Source organism: Novosphingobium silvae (assembly GCF_009856825.1).
In the GTDB taxonomy this organism is placed as follows: Bacteria; Pseudomonadota; Alphaproteobacteria; order Sphingomonadales; family Sphingomonadaceae; genus Novosphingobium; species Novosphingobium silvae.
Genome location: NZ_WVTD01000009.1, coordinates 79,412 through 94,294 on the forward strand (window position 1 = coordinate 79,412; position 14,883 = coordinate 94,294).

18 protein-coding genes are annotated in these 14,883 nt (G+C 66.3%); 11 read left to right on the plus strand and 7 right to left on the minus strand.

The window, feature by feature from the left end:
* The first annotated feature begins 48 nt into the window (after positions 1-48).
* The 6 genes from GR702_RS12980 (at position 49) to ribA (ending at position 4,951) form a co-directional block, all read left to right on the plus strand.
* Entirely contained in the window at positions 49-864 is an 816-nt protein-coding gene (locus GR702_RS12980; RefSeq protein WP_160986409.1) for an undecaprenyl-diphosphate phosphatase, read from the plus strand.
* 3 nt (positions 865-867) lie between these two features.
* Positions 868-1,659, plus strand: coding sequence for a polyphosphate kinase 2 (gene ppk2 / locus GR702_RS12985; RefSeq protein ID WP_160986320.1), 792 nt, complete (start codon positions 868-870; stop codon positions 1,657-1,659).
* A 144-nt stretch (positions 1,660-1,803) separates the two neighbouring features.
* Complete coding sequence (gene rpmG / locus GR702_RS12990) at positions 1,804-1,971, plus strand: 50S ribosomal protein L33 (RefSeq protein WP_160986321.1); 168 nt, start codon at positions 1,804-1,806, stop codon at positions 1,969-1,971.
* Positions 1,972-2,013: 42 nt separating this feature from the next.
* A complete protein-coding gene (locus tag GR702_RS12995) occupies positions 2,014-2,670 on the plus strand; it encodes a LolA family protein (RefSeq protein ID WP_160986322.1) in 657 nt (218 codons plus the stop codon).
* A 410-nt stretch (positions 2,671-3,080) separates the two neighbouring features.
* Positions 3,081-3,869 carry an exodeoxyribonuclease III gene (gene xth, locus GR702_RS13000; protein ID WP_160986323.1) on the plus strand — a complete coding sequence of 263 codons (789 nt, stop codon included), beginning with the start codon at positions 3,081-3,083 and terminating at the stop codon, positions 3,867-3,869.
* A 23-nt stretch (positions 3,870-3,892) separates the two neighbouring features.
* Positions 3,893-4,951 (plus strand): GTP cyclohydrolase II, encoded by a 1,059-nt coding sequence (gene ribA / locus GR702_RS13005; RefSeq protein WP_337192603.1) that lies wholly within the window; start codon positions 3,893-3,895, stop codon positions 4,949-4,951.
* Positions 4,952-5,023: 72 nt separating this feature from the next.
* Here ribA and GR702_RS13010 read toward each other — a convergent pair whose 3' ends face one another.
* The 3 genes from GR702_RS13010 to GR702_RS22680 all read right to left on the minus strand — a co-directional run bounded on the left by GR702_RS13010 (position 5,024) and on the right by GR702_RS22680 (position 7,901).
* Positions 5,024-6,331, minus strand: coding sequence for an Nramp family divalent metal transporter (locus tag GR702_RS13010; protein WP_337192604.1), 1,308 nt, complete (start codon positions 6,329-6,331; stop codon positions 5,024-5,026).
* 115 nt (positions 6,332-6,446) lie between these two features.
* The gene (locus tag GR702_RS13015) at positions 6,447-7,403 is read right to left on the minus strand and encodes a right-handed parallel beta-helix repeat-containing protein (RefSeq protein WP_160986324.1); all 957 of its coding nucleotides are present in this window, start codon (positions 7,401-7,403) and stop codon (positions 6,447-6,449) included.
* A gap of 75 nt (positions 7,404-7,478) precedes the next feature.
* Complete coding sequence (locus tag GR702_RS22680) at positions 7,479-7,901, minus strand: hypothetical protein (RefSeq protein ID WP_337192605.1); 423 nt, start codon at positions 7,899-7,901, stop codon at positions 7,479-7,481.
* Between the two features lie 264 nt (positions 7,902-8,165).
* On the opposite strand from GR702_RS22680, the gene GR702_RS13030 reads away from it, so the two are divergent.
* The 5 genes from GR702_RS13030 (at position 8,166) to trxC (ending at position 11,482) form a co-directional block, all read left to right on the plus strand.
* Positions 8,166-8,360: a DUF465 domain-containing protein gene (locus GR702_RS13030; RefSeq protein ID WP_160986325.1), complete on the plus strand. Its 195-nt coding sequence runs from the start codon at positions 8,166-8,168 to the stop codon at positions 8,358-8,360.
* Positions 8,361-8,435: 75 nt separating this feature from the next.
* Positions 8,436-9,431, plus strand: a complete 996-nt coding sequence (locus GR702_RS13035; RefSeq protein ID WP_160986326.1) for a TerC family protein — start codon at positions 8,436-8,438, stop codon at positions 9,429-9,431.
* Between the two features lie 83 nt (positions 9,432-9,514).
* Positions 9,515-10,432: a DMT family transporter gene (locus GR702_RS13040; protein WP_160986327.1), complete on the plus strand. Its 918-nt coding sequence runs from the start codon at positions 9,515-9,517 to the stop codon at positions 10,430-10,432.
* Between the two features lie 3 nt (positions 10,433-10,435).
* Entirely contained in the window at positions 10,436-10,984 is a 549-nt protein-coding gene (locus GR702_RS13045) for a pseudouridine synthase (RefSeq protein WP_160986328.1), read from the plus strand.
* Positions 10,985-11,035: 51 nt separating this feature from the next.
* Positions 11,036-11,482, plus strand: a complete 447-nt coding sequence (trxC, locus tag GR702_RS13050; RefSeq protein WP_160986329.1) for a thioredoxin TrxC — start codon at positions 11,036-11,038, stop codon at positions 11,480-11,482.
* 63 nt (positions 11,483-11,545) lie between these two features.
* Here trxC and nadA read toward each other — a convergent pair whose 3' ends face one another.
* The 4 genes from nadA to GR702_RS13070 form a co-directional block, all read right to left on the minus strand.
* Positions 11,546-12,532: a quinolinate synthase NadA gene (gene nadA, locus GR702_RS13055; protein ID WP_160986330.1), complete on the minus strand. Its 987-nt coding sequence runs from the start codon at positions 12,530-12,532 to the stop codon at positions 11,546-11,548.
* An 87-nt stretch (positions 12,533-12,619) separates the two neighbouring features.
* The gene (locus GR702_RS13060; protein ID WP_160986331.1) at positions 12,620-13,333 is read right to left on the minus strand and encodes a hypothetical protein; all 714 of its coding nucleotides are present in this window, start codon (positions 13,331-13,333) and stop codon (positions 12,620-12,622) included.
* Between the two features lie 79 nt (positions 13,334-13,412).
* Positions 13,413-14,297: an MBL fold metallo-hydrolase gene (locus GR702_RS13065; RefSeq protein ID WP_160986332.1), complete on the minus strand. Its 885-nt coding sequence runs from the start codon at positions 14,295-14,297 to the stop codon at positions 13,413-13,415.
* A 37-nt stretch (positions 14,298-14,334) separates the two neighbouring features.
* Positions 14,335-14,799: a DUF1465 family protein gene (locus tag GR702_RS13070; RefSeq protein WP_160986333.1), complete on the minus strand. Its 465-nt coding sequence runs from the start codon at positions 14,797-14,799 to the stop codon at positions 14,335-14,337.
* Between the last annotated feature and the right edge of the window lie 84 nt (positions 14,800-14,883).

Genomic DNA, 14,883 nt, shown 5'->3' on the forward strand with positions numbered 1-14,883 from the left:
ATGTGCGCGGTTGACTTGCCCGCCCCATGCGGCATGACCATCGCGGTGATGGACCTTACATTCACCGCGATCCTCCTCGGCATTGTCGAGGGCCTCACCGAGTTCCTGCCGGTCTCCTCGACCGGCCATCTCATCCTTGCAACGCGCCTGTTCGGCTATGATTCCAGCATATGGGCGACGTTCAACATCGTCATCCAGCTTGGCGCCATCCTGGCCGTGATCGTGCAGTTCTGGCGCACCTTCCTCGCCGTGGGCACCGGCCTGCTGAAGCTCAATCCCACGTCCATCCGCTTCGTGCGCAACGTGCTGCTGGCGTTCATCCCCTCGGCGATCCTGGGCCTGCTGCTCAACGACTGGATCGAAGGCCTGCTGGGTGAGCCCGCGGTGGTCGCCTGGGCGCTCATCATCGGCGGCATCGCGATCCTCGGGATCGAGAAGGTGGCCCGCCCCGGACCGCTCACCGGCGTGGCGGAACTTCCCGCCCGCCAGTGCCTGGGCGTAGGGCTGGCGCAGTGCCTTGCCATGGTGCCGGGCGTCAGCCGCTCGGGCGCGACGATCATGGGCGCACTGCTCATGGGGATCGAGCGGCGCACGGCGGCCGAATTCAGCTTCTTTCTCGCCGTACCCACGATGATGGGCGCCACCACGCTGGAACTGGTCAAGCATCACGAAGCCCTGATGGCCGGCACCGGCCCGGTGGGCTGGACCGAGATCGCCATCGGCTTCTTCGTCTCGTTCGTGGTGGCGCTTGTCGTTATCAAGGCGTTCATGGCCTTCGTCAGCAAGTCGGGCTTCGCACCTTTCGCGTGGTATCGCATCGTCGCGGGCGTCGTGGCGCTCGTGCTTCTCTCGCAGGCGGCCTGAGCCATGGGGAACGCTTCGGACAAGCTGGGCCGCAAGGACTACCAGAAGCTGCTGGAGCCGCTCGAGGAAGAGCTGGTCGGCATGTCGCGCTGGGCGCAGGCGAGCGGGGCGCGCATCGTCGTCCTGTTCGAGGGGCGCGACACGGCCGGCAAAGGCGGCGCGATCAAGGCGCTGTCGGGCCAGCTCAATCCGCGCCAGTGCCATGTCGTGGCGCTGGCCGCGCCGAGCGAGCGCGAGCAGGGCCAGTGGTACTTCCAACGCTACGTTCCCCATCTCCCCGCCAGGGGCGAGATCGTGCTGTTCGACCGTTCCTGGTACAACCGCGCCGGGGTGGAGCGCGTCATGGGCTATGCCGACGAGGACGAGGTGGCCGCCTTCCTGCGCCACGCGCCCGTGTTCGAGAAGCTGCTGGTCGACGATGGCATCCTGCTCTTCAAGTACTGGCTCTCCTGCGACCAGGAGAAGCAGGAAGAGCGCTTGGCCGAACGGGCGCAGGATCCGCTCAAGCGCTGGAAGCTCTCGCCCGTCGATATCGCCGCGCGCGAGAAGTACGACGAATACACCCGCGCGCGCGAGGCGATGCTGGAGGCCACTCATACCGCCCACGCGCCCTGGACGCTGGTGGACTTCAACGACCAGAAGCGCGGTCGCCTCACCCTGATTCGCGACTTCCTCGACCGGCTGCCCGATACCGCCGTCGCGGCGCCCGAACTGCGCCTCCTGCCGCTGCCCGGACAGCCCTCGCACGAGGAATTCGGCGTTCTTGAGCCGATCCCGCCCTTTCCGGTGCCCTGAATCGGCGTCGATGGCTTGACTTTGCGGCCCCGATCCAGCAAGGGCCGCAACCTTGAAGGGCGGCGCCTCGGTGTCGCCCTCGTGGTATTGTCGAAACGCCGGCCTGCCAGGGCGGCTGAAACTTAGAGAGTACAGGAAACCGCCATGGCGAAGCCCGCAACCGTCAAGATCCGTCTGGTCTCGACCGCCGACACCGGCTTTTTCTACGTCACGAAGAAGAATCCCCGGAACACGACCGAAAAGATGAACTTCAAGAAGTACGATCCCGTCGTGCGCAAGCACGTCGAGTTCAAGGAAGCCAAGATCAAGTAAGGTTCACGGTCGGTTCAAGGCTGTGAGCCCAACGGGAAAGCCATGAACCGAACCATAAAGACCTTTCGATCCTGCGTGGGCGCGGCCGCTTTGGCCGCGCTTTCCGTTCCTGCCCTCGTCCCTGCGAGCACTGCGCTTGCCGCCTCCCCCGAGGATGCGCGGCACTTGTCGCAGGCCGTGGAAGCGCTTCGCGCCATCGACACGTTGAAGGCGGACTTCGTCCAGACCGACCGGTCCGGCCAGTCCGTTCGGGGTGCCCTGACGCTCAAGCGCCCCGGCAGGATCCGCTTCCAGTACGAGAAGAGCGCCAACATGCTCATCGTCGGAGACGGCAAGGCGCTGACGCTTATCGATTACGACGTGCGCCAGGTGCAGCGCTGGCCGATCAGCAACAGCCCTCTCGGCGCGCTGCTCGATCCCAAGCGGGACGTCGCCAAGTACGGCAAGGTGCTGAGCACCGGCAACCCCAACGTCGTCAGCATCGAGGTGCGCGATCGCTCGCATCCCGAATACGGCGTCATCACGCTGATCTTCCAGCGCAAGGCGTCGGCTCCGGGCGGGCTCGAGCTGACGTACTGGGTCGCACTCGATTCGCAGAACAAGCGCACCACCATCGCCTTATCCAACCAGCGCTACGGCGTTCCGGTCACCGACAACGATTTCCGGTGGGTCGATCCGCGTCCCCGCAATCGCCGCTGAGGGGGTTATCGACGGATCGGAACGATTCGTCGACCAGCGTGCCTGCCTAGCGACAAACCGCTACAGTTTTCTAGCAGCCGTTCACTTGCCAGCAAGGCGATCAAGCCTACATTGAGTTTGTCAGAGCGGCTTTGAGGCGGGTTTTCCCCCCTGTTGCCCGCGCCTCCTGAGTGGTCGCTCTGATACTAGCGTGACGAACGCTTACAGGAACCCTCGAGCCTCTGCCCCCGGCTCGAGGGTTTTCTGTTTGGATGGCCGGCTTTCGTCCCATCCTGGCTGAGGCAAATCAGGCCATCCAAGACGTCGCGCGGTTTCCCTGGAAACGGAAGGTTCTACCGTCTGCCGACCCGCTCATCCCGCGCTTGGCGAGGGGTGGCAATTCTCTTGAGCGATGCCTAAAGCTGCGCGCCATGAAGATCGCCACCTGGAACATCAACTCCGTTCGCTTGCGCATCGACCAGGTCGAACGCCTGCTGACCGAGCAGGCTCCCGACGTACTGTGCCTGCAGGAGATCAAGGTCGCCGAGCACCTGTTCCCGCACGAAATGTTCGAGCGGCTGGGCTACACCCACCGTGCGATCCATGGGCAGAAGGGCTATCACGGCGTCGCCACCGTATCGAAAGTGCCCTTCCGTGACTTCTCGAAGCATGACTGGCAGGACAACGGCGAGGCGCGGCACATCGGCGTGGAACTGCTGGGGCCGGGGCAGGGCATGATCCTGGAGAACGTATACATCCCCGCGGGCGGCGACGTGGCCGATCGCGAGGTGAATCCAAAGTTCGGCCAGAAGCTGGACTTCCTCGAGCGGATGACCCGCTGGGCCGATGCGATCGATCGCCCCACGCTGATCGTGGGCGACTTCAACATCGCGCCGCTCGAATGCGACGTCTACGATCACAAGGCACTGCTCAAGGTGGTCAGCCACACGCCCGTCGAGGTGGAGACGCTGAAGCGCTTCCAGGACGCGCACGGGTGGGAGGACATGGGCCGCCGCTTCATCCCCGCGCCCGAACGCAATTACTCGTGGTGGTCCTATCGCAGCTACTGGCGCCAGAAGGACCAGGGGCGGCGGCTCGACCACATGTGGGCCTCGCCCGAGCTTGCCCCGCAGGCGCGCGGGCACCACTTCGTCGAGGAGACGCGCCGCTGGGAGCAGCCGAGCGACCATATCCCGCTGGTGACGGAGTTCGAACTCTGAGCCGGGCGCCTGCGCCTCGGCGCGTGGCGCTGGCTCTCGATGCGCTGCGTCACGGCTGGTCGATCCGGGTGGATGGCGGCGACGTGCTCCTTCCGGCCGAGACAGGGCTGGGCGGCGAGGCCGCAGCACCGCTGATGCTGATTTCGGCCGCCCGTGCCGCGACGCTCAAGCTGGCGAACCAGCGCGAAGCCGCCGTGCCCGAAGCTCCTGTGCTGATCCGCGCAGCCGAGCCTTTCGACCTTGAAACGGCGCGCGCGGTCGCCGATCCGGCGCTCGACCTTGCCTATCCGATGAAAGGTCCGTTCGCGGCCGAGCACATCGACGACCCCGCCGCCGCGCAGACGGCGATGGAACTGGCGCGGCTTGCCGGCATCCTCCCCGCCTTCCTAGTCCATGGCAGATCCGGGGCCGGGACCGGGATGGAACTGGGCTCCGAGGCGCAGGACGTATCGAGCGCGGACCTTGCCGAGTGGAAGGACACACGGCACCTGACCATCGCCTCCCGCGCGCACTTGCCGGTCGCGGCGACCGAGAACGCCGAGATCGTGGCATTCCGTGCGCTCGACGACATGCGCGAACATGTCGCCCTCGTGATTGGCACGCAGGACGGCGGCCGTCCCCCGCTCGTGCGCTTGCACTCCGAGTGCCTGACCGGCGACATCCTCGGCAGCCTGAAATGCGATTGCGGCCCGCAGCTCGATGCGGCGTTGCGCGCCATGGCGGACGAAGCGCGGGCAGGGGGCTGGGGCGTGCTGCTCTACCTGCGGCAGGAGGGACGCGGCATCGGCCTTGTCAACAAACTGCGCGCCTATGCGCTTCAGGACCTCGGCTTCGATACGGTCGATGCCAATAACCGGCTCGGTCTTCCCAGCGAGGCGCGCGACTTCCCGGTGGCGGCACGGATGCTCGAACTGCTGGGCGTCTCGCGCATCCGGCTGATGACGAACAACCCTGGCAAAGTGGCGGCCCTGCGCGACGTTGGCGTCGACGTGGTGGAGCGCGTGCCGCACCGGTTGCCGCCCAATCCGCACAACGCCCGCTATCTTGATACGAAGCGCGATCGCACCGGGCACCTGCTATAGGCTGCACGCCTCCCCGCCGGGCCGCCTCGTCTCTGTATGGGGCGCTCTTTCCCTGATCCGCAGCGCAAGCGGTCAGAGGAACCAGGTCGCCACGAGCGTCACCGTGCACAGGAACGTGACCAAGGTCGTCGCCCAGCCGAGCAGGTTGGTCCAGCGCCCGTTGGTCCTTGCGCCCACTACCGAGCGACTGTTGGTGAGCAGCATCATCAGCAGCAGGAGCGGTGGCACCGAGAAGCCCTGGACGATGCCCGACCAGACCAGCATCTTCATCGGGTTGAGGCCAAGGAAGTTCATCGCCACCGCCATCGCCGTCACTATGGCGATGATGGCGTAGAACAGGCGGTTATGGCTTGGCTCGTCGTGCAGGCTGCCTTCGCGGCCGATGCCCTGCACCACGTCGTAGGCGGCGCCCGTCGTCATGATCGGCACCGCCAGGAAGCCGACCCCAACCACCCCTGCGGCGAAGAGATACTTCGCACCTTCGCCTGCCAGCGGTTCAAGCGCGGCGGCAGCCTGCGCGGCGCTGTCGATCTCGGTCTGGCCCGCAGGATGCAGCGTCAGTCCGGTGGAAAGGATGATGAAGTAGAGGATGATGTTCGAGAAGACCATGCCGACCAGCACGTCGCGGCTGGTGCGCTTCATCTCGCGGCGGGTCGCGCCCTTTCGTTGCCACAGCCGTCGCCGGCCGATGGCGATCTGCTCCTCCACCTCCTGGTTCGACTGCCAGGTATAGACATAGGCCGAGAGCGAGGTGCCGATGCAGGCCACCACCAGCGCGATGAACTCGGCGCTGAACTCGATCTTGGGGAAGAACGTGGCGCGCAGCACCTGCACCGGGTCGGGCCGTGCCATGACGGCGGCGGCGACATAGGCGAACAGGATCAGCGCAAGCCAGCGGAACACCCGGCGGATCAGCGTGTAGGAGCCGAAGTACTGGACCGCGAAGATCACGGCCGCAGCGCCCGTCACGATCAGGGGAACCGGGATGGGCACCAGCAGGTTCAGCGCGGCGCCGATGCCGCCAAGATCGGCGGCGGCCTCGATGATGTTGCCCAGGAACGCCAGCGTCACCATCGGGTACAGGACCCAGCGGGGGAACCGGTCGCGGATGCAGGCGAACAGCCCCTTGCCGTAGACCTGCCCGATTTTCGCCGACAGGTAGGTGACGACATACATCATCGGCAGCAGGACCGGCGCGAGCCAGAGGAAGCCCAGCCCGAAGCGCGCGCCCGCGCTCGCGTAAGTGCCGATCGCGGAGGGGTCGTCGTCGGCCGCTCCGGTGACCACCCCCGCGCCGACGAGCTTCATCAGCCCCGCCGGGGGCGGGGGCGCGTGAACCTGCGTATCGGCTTCCAGAGGCTCGCGGATGGAATCTGGCACGGGGATCTCGCGTGGGTTGCTGGAGGCGTAACCCTCCAGCAACCCCGCGGTTCACCCAAAAAGCGCTGTCGTGCCCGGGATTACCGTCGGGAAAGCGTTTTCCGAAAAGGCCGGATCAGCGCTTTTCGTAGCGTACCATCCCGGTGCCCAGCGTATTCGCGCCCAGCTTGACCGCGTCGCCCGACCAGTCCGCGACGAAGGCGCTGCGACGGTCGATCCCGGGTCCGAAGCGCGCGTTGTTGCCTTCGACCACAAGGCCGCCCGAGGCGTGATTGCGGTGCTCGGCGGCGACCGCGATGAAGGCGGAGTAGTTTTCCTTGTCCCGTCCCTGCACGAACCAGTTGCCCCTGATCTCTCCCGTGGCACCATCGGCAAGGTCGATCATGTAATTGGTTCCCCGCCCTCGCGAATCATCGAAGCTGCAGTCCCGGATCGTGATCCGGCCCGCGCGGGACTTGGCGTAGTGGCCGCCGGTGCCCGCCTCGAAGCGGCTGCGCGTGACGGTGAGCGCGCCGTAGTTGCCGATGTAGATCGAGTGCGCGCAGCCCGACCCTTCGCACGTACCCAGGCGGGTGAACGTGGACTTGTCGATGGTAATGGTGCTGGCGGGATCGTCGCCCGAGAGTATCCCCTGCTCGCTGTCGCGAAACCAGCTCTGGCTGACCTCGAGGTTGCCGCGTTCGAGGCGAACGCCGGCGCCGTTCTTGTCGGAGACGCGGATGTTGGCGAAGACCAGTCCCTCGATCCGCGCGGACCGCCCGCGCAGTACCAGCGCGCCCTTGCCCTCGCACGCCACGCCGTCGAACACGGACTGTCCGGGCACGGCGGCCTGGTACGTCACGTCGCCAGCGGCCTGAATGGCGCAGTCGGCAAAGCGCATGGAGCCGAAGCGGATGGTGCCGCGTCCCTCTCCGATGGCGTCCACCGCATCCTGCAGCCGGGCGAAGCTGCGGCCGCTCTCCACCACGGTATAGGGCGCTTCCGAAGGCGCGCCCTGCGCGAGCGTGGACGCGGCGGGAAGGGCAGCGAGGAGCGCTGCCGGGGCGAATGCGAGTCGGGCCAGGCGGATCATCGTCGCACGCTAGCCGGGGTTGGCGATGATGGGAGGGCGGAGTGCGCGCCGTCCCGCTAAGGGACAGTCGGCCTGCTAGTCCTTCTCTCCCCAGCGCCACTTCCAGCCGCCGCGCGTCCGGCGTGCGGCCACGGTGACGAAGACCGTCGTGACGATCACGAACAGCACGAAGGCTGTCGTGCGTGCGGCGCCGTGCCCGGTGCGGTCGAGCATCCCGATCCCCGCCAGTGCGGCAAGGTAGGAGGCGATGAGCATCCAGCCCTGCCAGGCGATGGGAAGCCCGGCGCCGTAGCCGTAGCGCCTTGGCGCGAACCAGGCGCGCTTGTCGAACGTCGTGTGCAGCATCGCGCCTTCTCCTGATCCTGCGGAGCGGGCAGGCCTGCCGCCGCGGGCCGGTTCCGCCGCATCGACCTTGATCCCGCGCCGGGCGAGCGCGTCGCGCAGGAGCACCTCGACCTCAGCGTTGACCGAGCGGAAGTCGGCCGAAGGTAGCATCACTTTGATATCATCGCTTCGAGGATCGTCAAATCCCGCCATCGCGCAGCGCTGGGTTGAAATTCGGTCGTGCCGCCCGTATAAGGAGCAGGCGGGCCGGGCCCCTCTGGCGCGGTGCATGGTCGATACCTGCACCTCGTGATGTCGGACCGCATCGGGTGATACCGGTGCAGGTTCCAGTCGTGACGCTTATCGGAATTGTTTCGTCACGCAACCTCCCTCCGGGCTCATCCGATCGAACCAACGCAAGTTCGATAGGGATTTGAAATGACCGAACGCATGTTCCGCCTGCTCGAGCGCCACCAGAAGCTCGACGCCCTGTTCCAGCGTGCCAAGAACCGGACCCGGGTCGATCCTCTCGAGGTCGCCTGGCTGAGGAAGCGCAAGCTTGCCGCGAGAGCGCGTCTGGCCATGCTGCTGCCGTCGCAGCAGTGGACCCGCGCCGGAACGTCCCTCGCCTGACGCGCCCATGCCGCCGCCCCGAACTGCGGGCGCGGCGGGCTTCCTCTTTCGGTTACCTGAGAAGGCGACGACATCATGGAATTCCTTTTTGCCGACTGGCTCGGCACCCCGGCATGGTTCTGGCTGGCCTTCGCGGCCGTCGTGCTCGTGCTCACCGCATTCGATCTCGGCGTCCTGCACAAGGACGACCGCGAGATGGGCATCGCCGAATCGCTGAAGCTTTCCGCGTTCTACATCACCATCGCACTCGTCTTCGGCGCGTGGATCTGGTGGGCGAAGGGCTCCGCACCCGCGATCGACTACTACACCGGCTACTTCATCGAGAAGGCGCTATCGATCGACAACGTCTTCGTGATCTCGATGATCTTCGGCTTCTTCGCGGTTGCGCCGAAGTACCAGTATCGCGCGCTGCTCTGGGGCATCCTGGCGGTGATCGTGCTGCGTGGCCTGATGATCGCAGGCGGCGCGGCTCTTGTCGCCAATGCCTACTGGGTCATGTACCTCTTCGCCGGGTTCCTGATCTTCACCGGCGTGAAGATGCTTTTCGCCAGCGACCACGATCCCGACATCGGCAACAACGCGGTGGTCCGCTGGATCTCGCGGCACATGCGCGTGACCAAGGTCCACCACGGCGAACACTTCTTCGTGCGCGAACCCGACGCGCAAGGCCGGCTGGTCTGGGCCGCCACCCCGCTGTTCCTGGCGCTGGTGGTCATCAACCTCGCCGATCTGGTCTTCGCGGTCGATTCGGTGCCGGCGATCTTCTCGATCACGACCGACACCTTCATCGTCTATACGTCGAACATCATGGCGATCCTGGGCCTGCGCGCGCTCTACTTCGCGCTGGCAGCGATGGTCCACCGCTTCCACTACCTCAAGTATGCGCTGGCGCTGGTGCTGGTGTTCATCGGAGGCAAGATCCTGATCGCCGACTTCGTGCTGGGCGGTGCCAAGTTCCCGCCGCTCATCAGCCTCGCGGTAACGCTGGCGCTGATAGCGGGCGGCGTGGTGTGGTCGCTGTGGAAGACCCGCGGGCAGGAGATGGTGAAGGAGGAGAACGTGCCCCACTGAGGGGCGCGTCCCCAACGGGCAAGTGATCGGCCGGGGCGCAACAAACAGGTGCGTCGCCCCGGCCATGCCGCTACGAGGCGGCGATGAGCACGACGCCCGCCACGATCCCGCCGACCGCCGCTTCTTCGTCCGCGCCCGACTGGACACCGCGGCACCTGCTGGCGCTGCTGGCGGCGAACGCCGCGCTGGCGCTGGGTGCTTGGTTCGTGCGCCTTTCGGACACGGGGCCGATCGCCGCGGGGTTCTGGCGTCTGACGCTGGCGCTGCCGGTGCTCTACCTGCTCGCCACGCGCGAGCCGGCAAGCCAGCGGCGCATGGGTCCAGGCCTGCTCGCACTGGTGATCGGGGCAGGCGTTTTCTTCGCGCTGGACCTTGCGGCATGGCACTTCGGCCTTGTGCGCACCAAGCTCGGCAACGCTTCGCTCTTCGGCAATTCGGGCAGCCTCATCGTCATGGTATGGGGCCTCTTCGTGGCCCGAAGGGCGCCGCGCGTCCTGGAGATCGCCGCGATCGGGGCAGCGCTTGGCGGCGCGGCCCTGCTCATGGGCGGTTCGCTGGAGATCGGTCACGCCAACCTTGTAGGAGACCTGTTCTGCGTGCTGGGCGGCGTCTTCTATGCGGTCTACATCATCATGCTGAACGGCGCGCGCGAGAAGCTGGGCCAGTATTCGATGCTTGCGGTTTCCACCACCGCGAGCGCGCCCGTCATGCTGCTCGTGGCGGTTGCGATGGGCGAGGCGATCTGGCCCCACAACTGGACGCCGCTGATCGCGCTGGCCATTTCCAGCCAGCTCATCGGGCAGGGGTTCCTGATCTATTCGCTGCGCCACTTCACGCCGCTCGTCATCGGCCTCGCGCTCATGACGCAGCCCGCACTGACGGCGACGGTGGGCTGGTTCGCCTTCGGGGAAACGCTGAGCGCGACCGACGTGGTCGGGATGGTGCTGCTCGCCGCCGCGCTCGCTCTCGCCAAGGCGGGCGACCGGCCGGCGAAGGCCTGATCCATGGCGCGCCTTATCCTTTTCAACAAGCCGTTCGACGTTCTCTCGCAGTTCACCGACGCGAAATCTCCCAGCCCGCGCGCAACACTGTCGGACTTCATCGCGGTGCCGGGCGTCTATCCGGCCGGGCGCCTCGATCGCGACAGCGAGGGGCTGATGCTGTTGACCGACGACGGGCGGCTTCAGTCGCGCATCGCCGATCCGCGCTTCAAGACGGCCAAGACCTACCTCGCGCAGGTGGAGGGCGAGCCCGACGAAGCCGCGCTCGAGGCGCTGCGGCACGGTGTCGTGCTGAACGATGGCATGACGCGCCCAGCCACGGCCCGGCGCATCGAGGATCCGGGACTGTGGCCGCGCACCCCTCCGGTCCGCTTTCGCAAGAGCGTGCCCGACTGCTGGATCGAGCTTACCATTCACGAGGGCCGCAACCGTCAGGTCCGGCGCATGACCGCTGCTGTCGGGCACCCGACGCTGCGGCTGGTGCGCTGGCGCGTGGGCGAATGGTCGCTTGGCGGCCTCGCTCCCGGAGAATGGCGCGAAGTGCCGGCCTGATCTTCCCCGCATCGCCCCGCATACCCAGATAGCGGCAAAGGAGATCCGATCATGACAGAGGCCAGCGCCATTGTCGTGTGCCCCGCGTGCACGACTTCGAACCGAGTCCCCGCCGCCCGGCTGGGCGCAGGAGGGAAGTGCGGCAAATGCGGCAATGCCCTGTTTGCCGGAGCACCCGTCACGCTGACCGACGCCAACTTCGATGCTCATGCCGGCAGGAGCGACCTGCCGCTGCTGGTGGATTTCTGGGCATCGTGGTGCGGGCCGTGCCGCCAGATGGCTCCCGCGTTTGCCGCTGCCGCCGCGCAGCTCGAACCGGCGATGCGCCTCGGCAAGCTCGACACCGAAGCACAGAGCGCAATCGCGGCGCGTTATGCCATCCGTTCGATCCCGACGTTGATCCTCCTGCACAAAGGCCGGGAGATCGCCCGCCAGTCCGGCGCGATGCCGGCGGGAAGCATTGTCGCATGGGCGCGCCAGGCGGCGGGGCAGGGCTGAGGCTTCGATGGCGACGGCGGGGTAGGCGCAGCCCGCCAGAGCGGACCGCGCGCCGATTTCCCGTCAGCGGCTGCCGAGGTCGCCCTGGCCGATGGTTCCGCTTGCCATGTCGAGCATGCGGTCCAGGCTCTTCTTGGCGGCGAGGCGCAGGCCTTCCTCGATCTCGACGCGGGGCGTCAGGTCGCGCAGCGCGAGATAGAGCTTCTCGAGGTTGTTGAGCGCCATGTAAGGGCAGATGTTGCAGTTGCAGTTACCGTCCGCACCGGGCGCGCCGATGAAGGTCTTGTCGGGGATCGCCAGCTGCATCTGGTGGATGATGTGCGGTTCGGTGGCGACGATCAGGGTGTCTCCCGCCATCGTCTTGGCATATTGCAGAATGCCGCTGGTCGAGCCCACGTAGTCGGCATGGTCGACGATGTGCGGCGGGCATTCCGGATGCGCGGCAATCGGCGCGTTCGGATGCTGGGCGCGCAGCTTCAGCAGTTCGGTCTCGCTGAAGGCTTCGTGCACGATGCACACGCCCGGCCAGAGCAGCATCTCGCGGTTGAACTTGCGCGACAGGTAGCCGCCCAGATGACGGTCGGGACCGAAGATGATCTTCTGGTCCAGCGGGATCTGCTGCAGGATCGTCTCGGCGCTGGAACTGGTGACGATCACGTCGGAGAGCGCCTTCACCTCGGTCGAGCAGTTGATGTAGGTCAGCGCGATGTGATCGGGATGCGCCTCGCGGAACGCCCGGAACTTCTCGGGCGGGCAGGAATCCTCCAGGCTGCACCCGGCATCGAGGTCGGGCAGCACGACGATCTTGTCCGGCGAGAGGATCTTGGCCGTGTCCGCCATGAACTTCACGCCGCAGAAGGCGATCACGTCCGCGTCGGTTTCCGCGGCCTTGCGGCTCAGTTCGAGGCTGTCGCCCACGAAGTCGGCCAGATCCTGCAACTCGGGCTTCTGGTAGTAATGGGCAAGGATGACCGCGTTGCGTTCCTTGCGCAGCCGTTCGATCTCGGCGCGCACGTCGATGCCGGAAAGATCGGCGGGCATTACGGTCATGGCATTCCCTCTGTCGTGGTCTCACGGTCCTTGCACCGCGGCGCCGCTTATCTAGGAGGCCGGGAGCCTGGACCCAAGGGGAAAATGTCAGGCCGTGAACCGTGCGGCGAAGTCGATCCACCACGGCGCGAGCGCCAGCAGCTCGATGAGGACATGGGACAGGACGATGGAAAGGATCGCGGCCGTCGTTGCCGGATGGACGCGGCCCAGCGTGCGGCGGTCATGGCCGACCACGAGCATTGCGACGCCAAGCTGGATCGCCACCACCAGCCACTCGCCCCATGGCATGATGAAAGGCATAGGCAGCACCCGGCCAAGGGCAGGCTCCATGATGAGGATTGTCGAGCCGATCATGAGCCGCTTGTGCCAGTCCGCCTCCCTGCGACGGGCGATGGCGACCGCCACAAGGCCCGCGAAGATCGCGGTTCGCACATGGACAAGCGCAAGGAAGTGCGCGGGCGTGAAGAACGGCGGGAAGATGCCGGTTCGAAGGCCTGCAAGGCAAGTGAGGCTTGCCAGTACGACGATGAGCGGCAGCATCGCCACACTTGCCCAGCCGAGCCTGCGGTGGAAGGCAAGACCTGCGCCGCGTCCCGCCAGCACCGACTGGGTGCACAGCAGCGCCAGCCAGCCGAGCATCGCCAGGGCGTGAAGATGGAAGACGAGCGGGACCCTGGCAACAGGAACGAACCCGCGCAGAGCGAACTGCGCAAAGCCGAAGACGATGAAGGCACTGATGCCGATCGTCATCCTCGCCCAGAACGAGAGGCGCCCCACTTGCACGCCGGCTACGCTTGCCATGGATTATTATCCTCCACCCGGTGTGGGTTGAGATAATAGTTCAATCAGTACTCGATGGGAACTGCACGAAAGCCAATGGCTATTTCGTGGAAGCAAGTATCCATTGGTCTTCATGGCGCATTGTAATGCCTCGCCTTTCCAGGTCGATCAGGTGAGACAAGACGGATCGCCCGGCGGCCGGCCACAGCCTCTCGTCCGTGCCCTTGTACATCAGAGGCACCATCTCGGCGATGCGGGTATGGCCCGATTCGATCTGCCGCAGGATCTGCCGCTCGCGCTGGCGGCGGTGGCCGATCATGCCGCGCACGAGCTGGCGCGGCTTCGTCACTTCGGGGCCATGTGCGGGATAGTACACCGTGTCCTGTTCGCGTGCGTAGAGCAGCGCGAGGCTCGCCAGGTAAGCGGTCATGTCACCGTCCGGGGGCGAGACGACGCTGGTCGACCAACCCATGACATGGTCGCCCGTGAAGAGAGCACCGGTTTCCTCGAGCGCGAAGCACAGGTGGTTGGAGGTGTGTCCAGGCGTCGCTACTGCGCGCAAGGTCCAGCCTTTGCCGCTGATCGCTTCTCCGTCCGCCAGCACGCGGTCGGGCCGGTAGTCGGCGTCGAACGAGGCGTCGGACCGGGGCCCCGCATCGTCGAGCACCAGGGGCGCACAGCCGACGATGGGCGCACCCGTGATCGCGCTCAGCGGCGCGGCGGCTGGGGAGTGGTCGCGGTGGGTATGGGTGCAGGCGATCGCGACGACGCGGTCGCCGCCGATCGCTTCCACCAGCGCGGCGATATGCTCTGTCTCGTCCGGGCCGGGATCGATGACGGCCACTTCGCCGGCCTCACCGACGATGTAGGTCTGCGTGCCGGTGTAGGTGAATGGCGAAGGGTTGCGCGCCAGCACGCGGCGCACGAGCGGTCCGATGCGCTCGGCGAGGGCATAGGGGCGGTTGATTTCGGCAGGTCCATCCATGGACGCGGATATGGGGCGCGGCAGGGCCGCTGTCGAGTTAGCTCGCGAGGCGCTCCTCGATGCGCTCGCGCAGCCGTTCGACAGCGCGCGGGGCGGCGGTGCCCGACAGGCGCCACGCGCGATCGAGCCGCAGCAGCCGTTCGTAGAAGCGGCAGGTCGCCTCCACCAGCCGGCTCGTTTCCGGTTCCAGCAGCGCCGTCTGCGCAGGTTCGCACAGGTACATGTCGGCCGAAAGACCTCCACGGCGGCGGATCTCCCTGTCGTCGATCTGGCCCGTGAAATAGGCGCGATGGTTCAGCAGCCACGTGATGGCGTGCATCATCCGTGTCGTCGTGCGCAGGCCTTCGCTGGAGCGGGCAAGGCGCGCGAGATCAGCATTCCCGGCAGGCGCGGGGTGCCGGCCGGGCGGCGTGAAAGCGTGGCGCACCTCGTCCGAAAGGACGAGAGCTTCGCAATACAACGCCTCTACGATGTGCTGGCTGATGGTGACCGGGATCGACATGCAGCCCCCGTATTTCCCAAGGCCGAGTCGGCGGCAACCGTCGGGGTACGCAAACAGACCGGAAAATCACCCGCTGTCCCCGAT

What these genes read in the sequence shown, in the direction of transcription:
- GR702_RS12980 (WP_160986409.1), top strand. Translation starts at nt 49, where the DNA reads ATGGACCTTACATTCACCGCGATCCTCCTCGGCATTGTCGAGGGCCTC.
- ppk2 (WP_160986320.1), top strand. Translation starts at nt 868, where the DNA reads ATGGGGAACGCTTCGGACAAGCTGGGCCGCAAGGACTACCAGAAGCTG.
- rpmG (WP_160986321.1), top strand. Translation starts at nt 1,804, where the DNA reads ATGGCGAAGCCCGCAACCGTCAAGATCCGTCTGGTCTCGACCGCCGAC.
- GR702_RS12995 (WP_160986322.1), top strand. Translation starts at nt 2,014, where the DNA reads ATGAACCGAACCATAAAGACCTTTCGATCCTGCGTGGGCGCGGCCGCT.
- xth (WP_160986323.1), top strand. Translation starts at nt 3,081, where the DNA reads ATGAAGATCGCCACCTGGAACATCAACTCCGTTCGCTTGCGCATCGAC.
- GR702_RS13015 (WP_160986324.1), bottom strand. Translation starts at nt 7,403, where the DNA reads ATGATCCGCCTGGCCCGACTCGCATTCGCCCCGGCAGCGCTCCTCGCT.
- GR702_RS13030 (WP_160986325.1), top strand. Translation starts at nt 8,166, where the DNA reads ATGACCGAACGCATGTTCCGCCTGCTCGAGCGCCACCAGAAGCTCGAC.
- GR702_RS13035 (WP_160986326.1), top strand. Translation starts at nt 8,436, where the DNA reads ATGGAATTCCTTTTTGCCGACTGGCTCGGCACCCCGGCATGGTTCTGG.
- GR702_RS13040 (WP_160986327.1), top strand. Translation starts at nt 9,515, where the DNA reads ATGAGCACGACGCCCGCCACGATCCCGCCGACCGCCGCTTCTTCGTCC.
- GR702_RS13045 (WP_160986328.1), top strand. Translation starts at nt 10,436, where the DNA reads ATGGCGCGCCTTATCCTTTTCAACAAGCCGTTCGACGTTCTCTCGCAG.
- trxC (WP_160986329.1), top strand. Translation starts at nt 11,036, where the DNA reads ATGACAGAGGCCAGCGCCATTGTCGTGTGCCCCGCGTGCACGACTTCG.
- nadA (WP_160986330.1), bottom strand. Translation starts at nt 12,532, where the DNA reads ATGACCGTAATGCCCGCCGATCTTTCCGGCATCGACGTGCGCGCCGAG.
- GR702_RS13060 (WP_160986331.1), bottom strand. Translation starts at nt 13,333, where the DNA reads ATGGCAAGCGTAGCCGGCGTGCAAGTGGGGCGCCTCTCGTTCTGGGCG.
- GR702_RS13065 (WP_160986332.1), bottom strand. Translation starts at nt 14,297, where the DNA reads ATGGATGGACCTGCCGAAATCAACCGCCCCTATGCCCTCGCCGAGCGC.
- GR702_RS13070 (WP_160986333.1), bottom strand. Translation starts at nt 14,799, where the DNA reads ATGTCGATCCCGGTCACCATCAGCCAGCACATCGTAGAGGCGTTGTAT.